Annotated in this window: 9 protein-coding genes and 1 riboswitch; of the genes, 8 read left to right on the top strand and 1 reads right to left on the bottom strand. The window is 68.6% G+C overall.

Going from position 1 to position 15244, the window contains the following annotated elements; all coding sequences use genetic code 11:
- Window positions 1–31 precede the first annotated feature (31 nt).
- From ACFZCE_RS20545 to ACFZCE_RS20535, 3 genes are all read left to right on the top strand, one after another.
- Window positions 32–913, top strand: a complete 882-nt coding sequence (locus tag ACFZCE_RS20545; RefSeq protein ID WP_390942366.1) for a LysR substrate-binding domain-containing protein — start codon at window positions 32–34, stop codon at window positions 911–913.
- 111 nt (window positions 914–1024) lie between these two features.
- Window positions 1025–3109, top strand: coding sequence for an EAL domain-containing protein (locus ACFZCE_RS20540; protein WP_390942365.1), 2085 nt, complete (start codon window positions 1025–1027; stop codon window positions 3107–3109).
- A 71-nt stretch (window positions 3110–3180) separates the two neighbouring features.
- Entirely contained in the window at window positions 3181–3927 is a 747-nt protein-coding gene (locus ACFZCE_RS20535) for an SDR family oxidoreductase (protein WP_390942364.1), read from the top strand.
- A gap of 7 nt (window positions 3928–3934) precedes the next feature.
- Here the strand turns inward: ACFZCE_RS20535 and ACFZCE_RS20530 are convergent, their stop codons facing one another.
- The gene (locus ACFZCE_RS20530; protein WP_390942363.1) at window positions 3935–5995 is read right to left on the bottom strand and encodes an EAL domain-containing protein; all 2061 of its coding nucleotides are present in this window, start codon (window positions 5993–5995) and stop codon (window positions 3935–3937) included.
- Between the two features lie 255 nt (window positions 5996–6250).
- On the opposite strand from ACFZCE_RS20530, the gene ACFZCE_RS20525 reads away from it, so the two are divergent.
- The 5 genes from ACFZCE_RS20525 (at window position 6251) to ACFZCE_RS20505 (ending at window position 15178) form a co-directional block, all read left to right on the top strand.
- On the top strand, window positions 6251–7093 hold the full coding sequence (locus ACFZCE_RS20525; protein WP_390942362.1) for an NAD-dependent protein deacetylase: 843 nt from the start codon (window positions 6251–6253) through the stop codon (window positions 7091–7093).
- 295 nt (window positions 7094–7388) lie between these two features.
- Window positions 7389–9020 carry a PvdJ/PvdD/PvdP-like protein gene (locus tag ACFZCE_RS20520; protein ID WP_390942361.1) on the top strand — a complete coding sequence of 544 codons (1632 nt, stop codon included), beginning with the start codon at window positions 7389–7391 and terminating at the stop codon, window positions 9018–9020.
- 41 nt (window positions 9021–9061) lie between these two features.
- Window positions 9062–9266, top strand: a riboswitch (cobalamin riboswitch).
- A 102-nt stretch (window positions 9267–9368) separates the two neighbouring features.
- Window positions 9369–10433: a cobalamin biosynthesis protein CobW gene (gene cobW / locus ACFZCE_RS20515; protein WP_390942360.1), complete on the top strand. Its 1065-nt coding sequence runs from the start codon at window positions 9369–9371 to the stop codon at window positions 10431–10433.
- 3 nt (window positions 10434–10436) lie between these two features.
- Window positions 10437–14180, top strand: coding sequence for a cobaltochelatase subunit CobN (cobN, locus tag ACFZCE_RS20510; protein ID WP_390942359.1), 3744 nt, complete (start codon window positions 10437–10439; stop codon window positions 14178–14180).
- A complete protein-coding gene (locus ACFZCE_RS20505) occupies window positions 14180–15178 on the top strand; it encodes an AAA family ATPase (protein WP_390942358.1) in 999 nt (332 codons plus the stop codon). Before cobN ends, ACFZCE_RS20505 begins: the two co-directional genes overlap by 1 nt.
- Window positions 15179–15244 lie beyond the last annotated feature (66 nt).

Here is a 15244-nt window from a genome sequence, read left to right as displayed (position 1 = left end):
CACGCACCAGTAGACAATAGCGGCCACTGCCATGAACCCGTTCGAAGACATGCGTTTGTTCAGCCAGGTGCTCGACGCCGGGAGCTTCACCGCCGCCGCCGAGCACCTGGGGGTGTCCAAGCAGTTGATCAGCCGCCGGGTGATGGCGCTCGAAGCGCGCCTGGGCGTGCGCTTGCTCAACCGCTCGACCCGCCGCCTCGACGTAACCCCCCTCGGCCAGGCCTATTACGACGCCGCCCAGCGTTTGCTGGCCGAGGTGGAGCAGGTGGAGCAGAGCATCGCCGGCGAGCAGGGCGAGCCGCGTGGGGTGGTGCGGGTCAGCGCGCCGTTGTCGTTCGCGGTGGAGCACCTGTCGGCCTTGCTGCCGGCATTCTTGCAGCGCTACCCAGGGGTGACCCTGGAGCTGGATTTGTCTGACCGCAACGTCGACCTGCTCGGCGAGGGCTTTGACCTCGCCCTGCGCATCGGCGAGCTGAGCGATTCGAGCCTGATCGTGCGGCACATCGCCGAGGTCGACCGGCTGTGGTGCGCCAGCCCCGGGTACCTGGCCGCCCATGGCGAGCCGCAAACCCCCGAGGCCCTGGCCGGGCACCAATGCTTGCCGTACGGCCATGGCCGCAACGAAACCTGGCGTTTCGAGCGCGCCGGCAAGGCCCAGGCGATCCAGGTCAGTGGGCGCTTGCGCGCCAACAACGGCGAGGTGTTGCGCGATGCCGCCATCGCTGGGCTGGGCATCGCCTACCTGCCGGCGTTCATCGTGGCCAAGGCGTTGGCCCAGGGGCAGCTGTGCCGGCTGCTGGATGAATTTCGCCCGCCGCCGTTGCCGTTGTCGGCGCTGTACCCCGGGCACCGCCAAGCGTCGCAGCCGGTGCGGGCGTTGGTGGAGTTCCTGCGCGAGCAATTGGGCCACTGAAACGGCGCGGTTGTGGCGTTGTGCCACCTTCATTCGCCGCGGGCGTTACGGTAAGCTTGCCGCCTTTTTGCTCGGGGGGCTCTGGCCCGCCCGTTTGCCCGCGGATTCCCCATGCTTATCGGCAGCTATTCCTTCACCCTGGTCGCCATCTCGCTGTGCGTGGCGATCCTGGCCTCGTATACCGCCCTCGACCTTGCCGGCCGCATCAGCACCGCCAAGGGCCTGGCCGCGCGCCTGTGGATGGCCGGCGGCACCCTGGCGATGGGCATCGGCGTGTGGTCGATGCACTTTATCGGCATGCTCGCCTTCCACCTGCCCATCGAGCTGCGTTACGACCTGCCACTCACCGGGTTGTCCTTGGGCCTGGCGATGCTCGCGTCGGGCCTGGCGCTGTGGCTGGTCAGCCAGCCGCGCCTGCCGTGGGCGCGCCTGGCCGGCGGCGCGCTGGTGATGGGCCTGGGCATCGCGGCGATGCACTACACCGGCATGGCCGCCATGCGCATGCAGCCGGGCATCGTCTATGACCCGTGGCTGTTCAGCGCCTCGGTATTGATCGCCATCGGCGCTTCGGCGGCGGCGCTGTTGATCGCCTTCCGCCTGCGCCGGCACACCCCTCATGTGTGGCTGGCGCGCGGGGTAGCGGCGGTGGTGATGGGCGTGGCCATCGTCGGCATGCACTACACCGGCATGGCCGCGGCCAGCTTCCCGGCCGGCAGCGAGTGTGGTGCCGGCGCCGGCATGGGCCTGAGCAACGACAGCCTGGGCTACCTGGTGCTGATCACCAGCCTGGCGGTGCTGGCCATTACCTTGCTCACCTCGGTGCTCGACGCGCGCCTGGAGGCGCGCACCGCGGCGCTGGCGCAGTCGTTGTCCAAGGCCAACGAACAGCTCACCCGGCTGGCGCTGCACGACACCCTCACCGGGCTGCCCAACCGCCTGCTGCTGGCCGACCGCATCGGCCAGGCGATCGTGCAGGTGCGCGAGCAGGGTGGGGCCTTCGCGCTGATGTTCATTGATCTGGACGGCTTCAAGCCGGTCAACGACGCCTTTGGCCACCACATGGGCGATGCCTTGCTCAAGGCGGTGGGCGAGCGCCTGCGCGCGGGCCTGGGCGGGCAAGACACCATCGCCCGCATCGGCGGCGATGAATTCATCCTGCTGGTGGCCCTGGCCAGCCGCGACGACGCCGTGGCCCTGGCCAGCGAGCAGGTCGAGCGGTTGGCGCAGCCGTTCGAGGTGGGCGAGCAACGCTTGCAGATTTCCGCCAGCATCGGCATCGCCCTGTACCCCGGCAATGGCGAAGACCAGCAAGCGCTGTTGATGCACGCCGACGCGGCGATGTACCACGCCAAGAACGCGGGCAAGAACGGCTACAGTTTTTTCGATGCGTCGATGAACAACAACGCCCGCCGCCAGTTGCAGCTGCTGCAGGAACTGCGCTGCGCGGTGCCGCGCGGCGAGCTGTGCCTGCACTACCAGCCCAAGTTCGACGCCGCCAGCGGCGCGGCCATCGGCGCCGAAGCGCTGCTGCGCTGGCAGCACCCGCAACTGGGCCTGCTCAAGCCTGATGCGTTCATCGAACTGGCGGAAAAAAGCGGCCTGATCATCGCCATCGGTGACTGGGTGTTGGGCGAGGCCTGCCGGCAAATGGCCGAGTGGGCCAGCCAGGGCTACGGCCACTGGCGCATGGCGGTGAACCTCTCCGCCTTGCAGTTTTGCCATGCCGGGCTCGTGGATAGCGTCGCCGCGGCACTGGCCCGGCACCAGTTGGCGCCACAGCAACTGACCCTCGAAATCACCGAAACCACCGCCATGCAAGACGCCGACACCAGCCTGGTGGTGCTGCAGCGCCTGGCGGCGATGGGCATCGACCTGTCTATCGACGACTTCGGCACCGGCTATTCGAGCCTGATGTACTTGAAGCGCCTGCCGGCCAACGAGCTGAAGATCGACCGCGGGTTTGTCCGCGACCTGGAGCAAGACAGCGACGACGCCGCGATCGTCTCGGCGATCGTCGCCCTGGGCCAGGCGCTGGGCCTGCGGATCGTTGCCGAAGGGGTGGAAACCGGCCCGCAGCAGGCGTTTCTGACCCGCCTGGGGTGTGACTCGCTGCAGGGCTACCTGCTCGGCCAACCGCAGCCACCGGAGCAGTTGATCGCACAGCTGAAGGCACAATCCGACGCGGTGCTGGCTTAAAGCCATTTCCCCGCGGGCGCGCGTAAGGTAGCCTTGGCGTTGCGTCTTGCAAAGAGGGTAGCGCGCGTAAAATGGCAAAAGTCATGGTCATCACCGGCGGCAGCCGGGGCATTGGGGCGGCGACGGCGCTGCTCGCGGCCCGCGATGGGTACAGAGTGTGCATCAACTACCAGACGGACGACGCGCAGGCGCGCGACACCCTTGAGCAGATTCACGCCTTCGGTGCCCGGGCAATCGCCATCAAGGCCGACGCCAGCAACGAAGACGAAGTGATCGCGCTGTTCCACCGGGTAGACGCCGAGTTGGGGCCGATCACCGCGTTGGTCAACAACGCCGCGACCATCGCCCACCAGAGCCGGGTGGAAGAGATGTCTGAATTCCGCTTGCTGAAGATGATGAAAACCAACGTGGTCGGGCCGATGCTGTGCGCCAAGCACGCCATCGCGCGCATGTCGACCCGCCATGGCGGCTTTGGCGGCAGCATCGTCAATGTGAGCTCGGTGGCCGCGCGGCTGGGCTCGCCCAATGAATACGTCGACTACGCCGCCTCCAAGGGCGCCATCGACGCCTTTACCCTGGGGTTGTCCAAGGAGCTGGCCGGGGAGGGGATACGCGTCAACGCGGTGCGCCCGGGGTACATCCACACCCAGTTCCATGCGTTGTCTGGCGACCCGGACCGCGTGCGCAAGCTGGAAAAAGCCCTGCCCGTGGGCCGCGGTGGCCAGCCCGACGAAGTGGCCGAGGCGATCCTCTGGCTCAGCTCGGAAATGGCCAGCTACGTGACCGGCACCTTCCTCGACCTGGGCGGCGGGCGCTGAGCCGGCTTCAAAGCTCCCTGACCCGCTGCTCGGCCGGCACCGGCTTGCCGAACAGGTAGCCCTGGAAGTGCGAGCAGCCCTCTTCGCGCAGGCGCGCGTACTGCTCGGCGGTTTCCACGCCCTCGGCGGTGATCTGGATCTCCAGGCTGCGGCTCATGCCGGTGATTGCCCGGATGATCGCCAGCGACTCGCGGCTTTGCTGCATGTCGTGGATGAACGACTTGTCGATCTTGATCTTGTCGAAGGGGAACGAGCGCAGGTAGCTCAGCGACGAGTAACCGGTGCCGAAGTCGTCCAGGGCGATGCGCACGCCCAGTTCCTTCAGCGCTTGTAGCGTCTGGATGTTGCCATCGGTGTTGTCGAGCAGCACCGATTCGGTGATTTCCAGCTCCAGCCGGTGCGGCGGCAGCCCGGATTCCTCCAGCGCGGAACGCACCACCTCGAGCAGCCGGTCGTTCTTGAACTGGATCGGCGAGAGGTTCACCGCCACTGTCTGGTCGTCGTTCCAGCCCATCGCCTCGCGGCAGGCCTGGTGCAGGGCGAGGGTGCCGACTTCGTGGATCAGCCCGGTTTCTTCGGCGATCGGGATGAAATCCATCGGCATCACCAGGCCGTTGAGCGGGTGCTGCCAACGCAGCAGCGCCTCGTAGCCGGTGACCCGCGTGCGGCTCATGTCGGTGATCGGCTGGTAATACAGCTCAAGCTGCTGCTGGGCGATGGCTTCGCGCAGGTCCATTTCGATCGAGCGGCGCTTGCGCGCGGCTTCGTCCATGTCGAGGCGGAAGTATTCGTAGCGGTTGCGGCCGTTGCGCTTGGCCTCGTACAGGGCCATGTCGGCGCGGCGCAGCAGTTGCTCGCTGTTGTCGTGGTCGTACGGGGCCACGGCGATGCCGATCGACAAGCCGACGCTGACGGTATGGCCGTCGATCAGGAACGGCGCGCGCACCGCGTCGATCAGCCGCTGGGCGCTGAGGGCGGCCGATTGGGCATCGCGCAGGCCCGGCAGGACCACGGCGAATTCGTCGCCACCAAGGCGGGCGAGGATGTCGGGGTCACGCAGCTCCGGGCGCAGGCGCAGCGCCAGGGCGCGCAGCAGGGCATCACCGACGGCGTGGCCGAGGGCATCGTTGACCACCTTGAAGTTGTCCATGTCCAGGCACATCACCGCCGTGCACGGCCGCCGCGGCAGCGGGGTGGCGAGGGTCTGGTCGAGGCGCTGGCGGAACAGGATGCGGTTGGGCAGGCCGGTGAGGGTGTCGTGGTGCGCCAGGTGCTGGATCTGCTCGCTGGCGGCGCGCTCGTCGGTGATGTCGTCGCTGATCAACAGCACATAGCGGCTGCGCGGGTCCGCCCCGGGGATCACCTGGCCACTGGTGCGCAGGGTGCGCACGCCGTGGGCGGTTTGCAGGTTTTCTTCGTCGCGGTAGGCATCCTGGGTGCGCATGGCTTCATCGGCCACCTGTTCCAGGTACTCGGCCACGCTGGGCGCCAGCAGGTTCTGCAGCTGCTCGCCGACCAGCCGGTCACCCTGGGTGCCGAACAGTGCCTGCGCCTGGCGGTTGGCCAGCAGCACGTTGCGGCTGACGGCGTCTTGCACGATCACCGCCGAGGGAATGTTGGCGATGATCACATCGAGGAACGACGACAGCTTGGCCAGTTCGTCCTTTTGCTTCTCGGTGACTTCCTGGGCCTGGCGCCGCTCGGTGATGTCGCGGGTGACCTTGGCGAAACCGAGCAGGTTGCCGGCTTCGTCGCGCAGCGCGTCGATCACCACCAGCGACCAGAACGCCGAGCCATCCTTGCGGTAGCGCCAACCCTCGGCCTCGAAGTGGCCGGTGTCGCGGGCGATGCGCAGGCCGTTTTCCGGCAGGCCCCGGGCGCGGTCGGCCTCGCTGTAGAAGCACGAGAAGTGTTTGCCGACGATTTCCTCGGCGGTATACCCCTTGGCCCGCTGGGCACCGGCGTTCCAGTTCGCCACCACGCCTTCGGGTGTAAGCATATAGATGGCGTAGTCAACGACACCTTGTACAAGCAGCTTGTACAGCATGTCTGGGTGGTCGAGGTTCATCGCGGGTTCCCTGATGGCCTGAGGCACCGCCCTTGGCAGGAACGGCGTAAAATCAATGTCATAAAGCCAGTATCACCGAAACGTCTTTAACTTTGAACTGCTATGCAAAAAAGTTGTAGTGCGCGCAAGCATTGAGTGTTCACGGGCCGATGAACGGTCGTTTCCGATGGAGGGCAGCTGGCAGCCGCGGCGCCATCGGCTAACCTGCTAACGCACCCGAACGTGAGCCGTTGTGACGCCGCCAGGAGGTTTGCCATGCCCGACCCGCTTCCGCCCGCCACCCGCGACGCGCTCCAGGCGCACCTGGCCCGGCACCCGGTGCTGGTGCTGACCGGCGCCGGCATCAGCACCGCGTCGGGCATCCCCGATTACCGTGACACCGACGGCGTGCGCCGTGGCAACGCGCCGATGATGCACCAGGAGTTCGTCGGTTCGGCGCAGGCGCGCAAACGCTACTGGGCGCGGGCCATGCTCGGCTGGCATGGGGTCAGCCTGGCGCGGCCGAACCCGGCCCACGAGGCGGTGGCGCGGTTGCAGGCCAGCGGCCACGTGAGCGGGGTGGTCACGCAAAATGTAGACGGCCTGCACGAAGCTGCCGGCAGCGAAGGGGTGATCGAGTTGCACGGCAACCTGCACCGGGTGGTGTGCATGGGCTGTGGCCTGCGCCTGCGGCGCAAGGATGTACAGGCCGACCTCGAAGCCAGCAACCCCTACCTGCAAGACGTCCACGCAGTGCTCGCGCCTGACGGCGACGCGCAACTGGCCGCGCACTTTCTCGAACAGTTTCAGATGCCCCATTGCTCGGGCTGCGGCAGCGACCTGCTCAAGCCCGACGTGGTGTTCTTTGGCGACGCGGTGGCCAAGCCGATCGCCAGCGCCGCCTGGCAGGCGGTGGAGCGGGCCGACGGGCTGCTGGTGATCGGCTCGTCGCTGATGGCCTATTCGAGCTTCCGCCTGTGCCAGGAAATTTCCCGGCTGGGCAAACCGCTGCTGGCGATCAACCTCGGCCGCACCCGCGCCGATGCGCTGCTGGCGATCAAGCTGGCCGACCCGTGCGAGCAGGTGCTGCCGTGGTTGGCGGAGCATTTGGCGGCTTGACCGGCGAGGCCCCGCCGCCTTTCTGGCGCTGCCCGGCCGGCACTGCCCGCCATCCTCACCCAAGTGGCGCCAGCCAAGCGGCATTTTCCCGGCATAAACCCACCTTCTAGGCCATTTTGGATTGGCTCCAAAAAGTTCCTTGGCGCGAAGAAATATTCTGGTACATTTTCGCCAAGAAGCCGTCGGGTCTGCCTGCCTGCGTGCTAATGGAATGTAAGCTGCTGTTTTTTAATGGTTTTGCGTTTTTTAAAGCGTTTGGCCTTTTTGCAGGTTTCATAGGACATGGGTGGACAGCATGAAACTCTCTCGACGCACGTTGATGGCGGGTGTGGCAGTGACTGGCCTGCTGGCGCCAGTGGCCTATAAGGGCGCCTACCAGGTGAAGAAGTGGTGGGCCGAGGGCGGCACGCCGAACGAAGCTTCCCAGGAACTGGCCGACGTGCCGATGCAGCGCCTGGGCAACCTGTTGCGCGGGGTGTGGACGGTCGAAGTGGCCGCGCCCACCGGCCAGGCCAACAGCGGCCCGCTGCAAGGCATGACCCTGCTGCTCGACGTCGGCGAGCGCGGCCGCGGCCTGCGCGGCTACATCGACCACTACGACGCCCTGCTCGACACCCGCCAACTGCCACGCTACCAGGTGCTCGGCGACCTCGTCGGCGCCAGCCACGGGCAGGTGCGCTGGCGTTTGCTCGACCTCACCAGCAGCCGCCGCCCGGCTGCCTATGAGTTTGTCGTTGAGCTCGAGGACCAATGGGCGCAGTTTGGCGTCGACCGCGACGACACCCTCAGCGGCAAACTGCGCCGGCTCGACAAGGTCGACTCCGCCGAGCCCCTGGAGCAAGACTTCGTCGCCCGCAAGCTGAACTTCGTCGAGGCCCGCGAGCGCGCCCCGCTCGACCCGGCCCTGGCGGCCTGGGTGATCGCCCCGCAGCACCGCGTGGCGCACCAGTTGTGGCACACCGTGCGCGACAAATGGCACCTGCTCGGCGAAGACCGCCGCGTGGCCCTGCGCACCCTCGGCTGGCAGCCGGGGCCCAAGGAGAACGAGCGCGACGCCCGCGGCAAGTACAAAGACCACAACGGCTCGGGCATCGATTTTTTGTACATGCACCGGCACATGCTCGGCATCGCCCGCACCATGAACGCGCCGCCGGCCTGGCAGCACTTCCCGTTGCCGGTGCCGATGGCCGAGACCGACCGGGTAGGGTTCATCCGTTACTTCGAAAACCACGAAGCGCGTTCGGCGCCGCCCACCTGGCTGGCGCCCAACGACGAGGCCTACAGCATTGGCGTGGCGCGGATCAAAAGCCGCGACACCTTCTTTGGCAACTTCCAGGTCTGGGAATCGCGCTTTCGCGACCCGCACTACCTGGCCAGCATGACCCTCGGGCAGTTCGGTTCGGAAATCGAAATGACCCTGCACGACTGGCTGCACATCTGCTGGGCAGCGGTGCCGCGCGACCCGAGCAACGGCGTGCCGCAGCCGTGGGCGCGGGACCCGGCGGACTTCTCCGAGCATTGGTTCGCGCAAAGCAACGACTTTCTCGGCGACCCGTTTTCCTCCCATGTGAACCCGGTGTTCTGGGGCTTCCACGGCTGGATCGACGACCGCATCGAAGACTGGTACGACGCCCACGAGCGCGCCCACCCCGGTGAAGTGCAGCGGGTGGCGCTGGGCGATGTGCCGAACTGGTTCGCCAAGGGCCGCTGGGTGGAGATCGACGACCCCTGGCTGGGCCCGGTCAGCCACGACTGCGCCGCCGGCCCCGGCATGTGGATCGACAAAGCCGTGGAAAAAGACCTCGAAGTGATGAAAATCGCCCTGCGCACCACGGCGCTGGAGCGCAACCGCCTCGGCGACACCCTGACCCAGGCCAAGCGCCGCCCGTGGTACGCGCGCAACCTGCCGGGGATGCAGGAAACCTGACACCGCCTGGCCGCGCGGCTTGCCCCGGCGGCCAGCTGCGCGTAGCCTTGCGCGTTCGAGGTACCCTTGCGCGCAAGGGTCAATAGGGAACGCGGTGCCCCGCAGTGGGCAAAGCCGCGGCTGCCCCCGCAACTGTAAGTGGTCCATACCCTGGCCAAGCCACTGCGCCCACCGCGCGGGAAGGCGCCAGGGCCGGCGCAAGCCAGGCCACGAGCCAGGAGACCTGCCTCGTACACTTATCTTTCAACCGGGCGGGGTGATCCGGTGGCGAATGCCTTCCTGCGGGCGCCCCTGGCGGCCCGGCGGTAGCCATGGCGCCGCGCCCGCCGCGCAGCCAAAGGGCACCTGATGAAAACGCTGGCCAAAACCCCCGTCACGATCGTTACCGGCTTTCTCGGCTCGGGCAAAACCACGCTGCTGCGCCACCTGCTCGACCACGCCCAGGGCCGGCGCATCGCGGTGATCGTCAACGAGTTCGGCGAGCTGGGCATCGACGGCGACCTGCTCAAGCAGTGCAGCATCGGCTGCAGCGAAGAAGAAGCCAACGGCCGCGTGTACGAGCTGGCCAACGGCTGCCTGTGCTGCACCGTGCAGGAAGAATTCTTCCCGGTGATGCGCGAACTGGTGCAGCGCCGCGGCGACCTCGACCACATCCTCATCGAAACCAGCGGCCTGGCCTTGCCCAAGCCGCTGGTGCAGGCCTTCCAGTGGCCGGAAATCCGCAACGCCTGCACGGTCGACGCGGTGATCACCGTGGTCGACAGCCCGGCGGTGGCCGCCGGCACCTTCGCCGCCTACCCCGAGCAGGTCGACGCGCAACGCCAGCAAGACCCAAACCTTGACCACGAGTCGCCACTGCACGAGCTGTTCGAAGACCAACTCGCCAGCGCCGACCTGGTGGTACTGAACAAAGCCGACCTGATCGCCGCCGAAACCCTCAAGCAGGTTCGCGAGCAGGTGTGTGAAGAACTGCCGCCGGCGGTGAAAGTGATCGAAGCCAGCAACGGCCGCCTGCCGCTGGAAGTGCTGCTGGGCCTGGGCGCGGAATCCGAAGCGCACATCGACGGCCGCGCCACCCACCACGACAGCCACCACGGCGACGGTGAAGACGATCACGACCACGACGCCTTCGATTCCATCTCGCTCGACCTGCCCGAGGCCGACGAAGGCAAGCTGCTGGCGGCGCTGACCAGCCTGGTGCTGCGCCACGGCATCCTCCGTGTGAAGGGCTTCGCGGCGGTGCCGGGCAAGCCGCTGCGGCTGCTGGTGCAAGGGGTGGGCAAGCGTTTCGACAAGCACTTCGACCGCCCCTGGAAGGCCGGCGAGGCGCGCGTCACGCGCATGGTGCTGATCGGCCAGGAACTCAACGAAGCAGCCCTGCGCGGTGAGCTGCTGGCCGCGTTGCAAGGCTGACCGATGCACCTGTTGCGCACCCAGCCGGGCGGTTTCGTGCCCGACGACAGCATTGCCGACCTCGGCCAGACGCCCGCGCGGCTGGTGATCCTGTGCAGCGGCGATTCGCACCTGGCGCTGCTCGCCGAAGCCGCCCGGGCGTTGCCCGAGGGCTACCCGAGCCTGCGCCTGGCCAACCCGATGCAGGTGCAGAACCACGCCTCGGTCGACCTCTACGTCGACCAGGTGCTGCGCCACGCCGAGGTGGTGGTGGTGTCGTTGCACGGCGGCGTGAGTTATTGGCGCTATGGCGTGGAGCAACTGCTGGCGCTGGCCGAGGCCGGCGTGCGGGTGCTGTTCGTGCCCGGCGACGACCGCCCGGACCCAGAGCTGGCGGCCCTGTGCAACGTGCCTGGCGAAGACGCCGAGCGGGTGTGGCACTACCTGCGCCAGGGAGGGCTGGGCAACGCCCACGGGCTGTACGGCTTTTTGGCCGACCGCTACCTCGGCTGCCCGCAGCCCTGGGCCGAACCGCAGGCGCTGCCGCGGGTGGCGCTGTACCACCCACGGCTGGCCACGCCCACCCTGGCCGCCTGGCAGGCGCAGTGGCAGGCGGGCGCGCCGGTGGCACCGATCCTGTTCTACCGCTCGCACCTGCAGGCGGCCAACACGGCGTTCGTGGATGTGTTTTGCCAGGTGCTGGCCGAGCACGGGGTGAACCCCTTGCCGATCGCCGTGGCCAGCCTCAAGGAGCCCGCCTGCCTGGCCCAGGCCGAGGCCTGGATGGACGAGGCCGGCGCCGCAGTGGTGCTCAACACCACCGGTTTTGCCCTGAGCAACCCGGAGGCGCCGCACCTGCGCCCGCTGCGCCGCGACATCCCGGTGCTGCAGGCGATCTGCGCGCAAAGCAACGAGCCCGACTGGCTGGCCAACCCCCAGGGCCTCGGCCCGCGTGACCTGGCCATGCACATCGCGCTGCCCGAGCTCGACGGCCGCATCATCGGCCGGCCGATCAGCTTCAAGGATTTAGCCTGGCGCAGCGAGCGCAGCCAGAGCGACGTGGTGTGCTACCGCGCCCACCCCGAGCGCATGGCCTTCATGGCCCAATTGGCCAAGCGCTGGGCGGCGCTGGCCAGCACCGCCAACGCCGATAAACGCATCGGCCTGGTGCTGGCCAACTACCCTACCCGCGACGGCCGCATCGGCAACGGGGTAGGGCTCGACACCCCGGCCGCGGCGCTGAACATCCTCCGCGCCCTTGGCCAGCAGGGTTACCCGGTAGAGGGCTTGCCGGCCAGTGGCACGGCGTTGATCCACGCCCTGCTCGGTGGGGTCACCAACGACCTGGAGCACCTCGACCAGCGCCCCTGCGCGCAAAGCCTGGCGCTGGCAGACTACCGCGCGGCGTTCGAGTGCCTGCCGGCCAGCCTGCGGGCGGCGGTCAACGCGCGGTGGGGCGCGCCGATGAGCGACCCGATGTTCCGCGACGGGCGCATGATGGTCGCCGGCTTGCGCTTTGGCCTGACCTTCGTCGGCATCCAGCCGGCCCGTGGCTACCAGCTAGACCCTAGCGCGGTGTACCACGACCCGGACCTGGTGCCGCCCCACGGCTACCTGGCGTTCTACTTCTGGCTGCGCCACAGCTACCGCGCCGACGCGCTGGTGCACGTGGGCAAACATGGCAACCTCGAATGGCTGCCGGGCAAGGGCGTGGGCCTGAGTGCCAGTTGCTGGCCCGATGCGCTGCTGGGGCCGATGCCGAACGTGTACCCGTTCATCGTCAACGACCCAGGCGAGGGCGCCCAGGCCAAGCGGCGCACCCAGGCGGTGATCATCGACCACTTGATGCCGCCGCTGACCCGCGCCGAAACCTACGGCCCGCTGCGCGACCTCGAGCGCCTGGCCGACGAATACTTCGAGGCGCAACTGCTCGACCCGCGCCGGGCCCTGGCGCTGCAGGGCGACATCCTCGCGCTGGTGCGCGCCACCGCGCTGGACCGCGAGCTGCAACTGGACACCGCGCTGGACGCCAGCGAGTGGCTGCCGCAGCTGGACACCTACCTGTGCGATTTGAAGGAATCGCAGATCCGCGATGGCCTGCACGTGTTCGGCGAGGCCCCGGCCGGGCGCCTGCGCAGCGACACCCTGGTGGCACTGCTGCGGGTGCCGCGCGGCGATGGCCAAGGCGCCAACGCCAGCCTGCCACGGGCGCTGGCCAAGGCCTGGGGGCTGGGCTTCGACCCGCTCGACTGCCTGTTCGGCGAGCCCTGGCAGGGCCCGCGCCCGGCCGAGCTGGCGGCGCTGAGCAGCGCGCCCTGGCGCAGCCACGGCGACACCCGCGAGCGCTTGGAAGCCTACGCCCTGGCCTTGGTCGAGGGTGCCGCGGCGCCGGCCGGCGAGGCCTTCGCCGCGGTGCGCGAAGTGCTCGCCGGCCTGGCCAACCAGGTGGCGCCGTGCCTCGATGGCTGCGGCGCGGCGGAGCTGCAAGGCTTGCTCGCGGCGCTGGCCGGGCGCTTCGTACCGGCTGGCCCGAGCGGCGCGCCCAGCCGTGGCCGGCTGGATGTGCTGCCCACTGGGCGCAACTTTTATTCGGTCGATGTGCGCGGCCTGCCCACGGTGACCGCCTGGCGCATCGGCTTTGCCTCGGCGAACCTGATCCTCGAGCGGCACCTGCAGGACCACGGCGACTACCTGCGGCACCTGGGCTTGTCGGTGTGGGGCACGGCGACCATGCGCACCGGCGGCGATGACATCGCCCAGGCCCTGGCGCTGATGGGCGTGCGCCCGGTGTGGGCCACCGGTAGCCAGCGCGTCGATGACTTTGAAATCCTCCCGCTGTCGTTGCTCGACCGCCCGCGGGTCGACGTTACCCTGCGGGTGTCGGGGTTCTTCCGCGATGCCTTTGGCAACCTGATCCGCCTGTTCGACGCCGCCGTGCAGGCGGTGGCCGAACTGGACGAGCCGGCCGAGCTGAACCCGCTGGCCGCGCGGGTGAGGGAGGCCGCCGCGCAGCTGCGGGCCGAGGGCCTGGGCGCCGAGCAGGCCCAGCGCCAGGCCAGTTGGCGGGTGTTCGGGGCCAAGCCGGGGGCCTATGGCGCCGGGGTGCAGGGCGCGATCGAAGGGCGCTTATGGAACAACCGCGCGGATTTGGCCGAGGTGTACCTGAACCACGGCGGCTACGCCTACAGCGGCGCCGACGGCGATGGTGAAGAAGCCCGTGGCGCCTTTGCCGCGCGCTTGGGCCGGGTCGAGGCGGTGCTGCACAACCAGGACAACCGCGAGCACGACCTGCTCGATTCCAACGACTACTACCAGTTCCAGGGCGGCATGCTCGCCGCCGTGCGCCACCTCAGCGGCGAAGAGGCCGCCAGCTACCACGGCGACCACAGCGTGGCCGACGTACCGCGCATCCGCACCCTCAAAGAAGAACTGGCGCGTGTGGTGCGCGGCCGCGCCGCCAACCCGAAGTGGATCGAAGGCGCCAAGCGCCACGGCTACAAGGGCGCGTTCGAGCTGGCGGCCACGGTCGACAACCTGTTCGCCTTCGACGCCACCAGTGAACTGGTCGATGACCACCAGTACGCCATGCTCGCCGAGGCTTACGTGCTCGACCCCGATACCCGCGCCTTTTTGCAGCAGCACAACCCGGCGGCCCTGCGTGACATCACCGAGCGCCTGCTCGAGGCCCAGCAGCGCGGCCTATGGCAGGCCCCGGGGGATTACCGCCAGGCCCTTGAAGACCAGTTGATCGACAGCGAAGAACACTGATGCCCCATTACCCCCTCGCCGCCGTGGTCGGCGCCGACGCCCTGAAGCTGGCCCTGTGCCTGGCCGCCATCGACCCGAAGCTCGGCGGCGTACTGATCGAAGGCCCGCGCGGCATGGCCAAGAGCACCCTGGCCCGCGGCCTGGCGGCGCTGTTGCCCGGGGGCGCGTTCGTGACCCTGCCGCTGGGCGCTAGCGAAGAACGGCTGATCGGCACCCTCGACCTGGACGCCGCCCTCGGCCACGGCCAGGTGCGCTTCGCCCCCGGAGTGCTGGCCGCCGCCGATGGCGGGGTGCTGTATGTGGATGAGGTCAACCTGCTGCCAGACCACTTGGTCGACGTGCTGCTCGACGTCGCCGCCAGCGGGGTGAACCGGGTTGAGCGCGACGGCCTCAGCCACGAGCACCCGGCGCGCTTTGTGCTGATCGGCACGATGAACCCGGAAGAGGGCGAGCTGCGCCCGCAGTTGCTCGACCGCTTTGGCTTGAACCTGGCGCTGGAGCAGGTGCCCAGCCCGTCCCAGCGCGGTGAGATCGTGCGCCGGCGGCTGGCCTTCGATGCCGACCCGCTGGCGTTTGCCGCGCACTGGGCCGCGGCCCAGGCGGCGCTGCGTGAGCGTTGCGACACCGCGCGCGGGCAACTGAGCAGCATTGCCCTGGATGACCAAGCCCTGGCGCAGATCAACGAGCGCTGCCACGCCGCCCAGGTCGATGGCCTGCGCGCCGACTTGGTCTGGTTGCGCGCCGCCCGTGCCCACGCCGCTTGGCGCGGCGCGGCGGCGATCGCCCAGGAAGATATCGACGCGGTGGCCGAGTTTGCCCTGCGCCATCGGCGCAAGGCCGCGCCTGAGGCCGCCACAGCGCCGCCACCACCGCCACCGCCGCAGGCGGGGGGCAATGCCGAGGGCAGCGCCGGCAGCGGCGATTGGGGCGCCATGCCGGCGCGGCCAGAGGCCACAGGCGCGCGCCGGGAGTTGCCCGGCTGGGCAAAAAAGCCCTGAGCCGTGGCCCCCGCGGTCACGCGGGCCACGGCACACAGCACGGGCGTATCGATTGGGCGGCGACCC

Origin of the sequence: Pseudomonas sp. NPDC007930 (assembly GCF_042958985.1) — a bacterium.
GTDB lineage: Bacteria > Pseudomonadota > Gammaproteobacteria > Pseudomonadales > Pseudomonadaceae > Aquipseudomonas.
The sequence above is the reverse complement of the archived record's forward strand: the minus strand, read 5'-3'. Positions and strand labels throughout refer to the sequence as shown.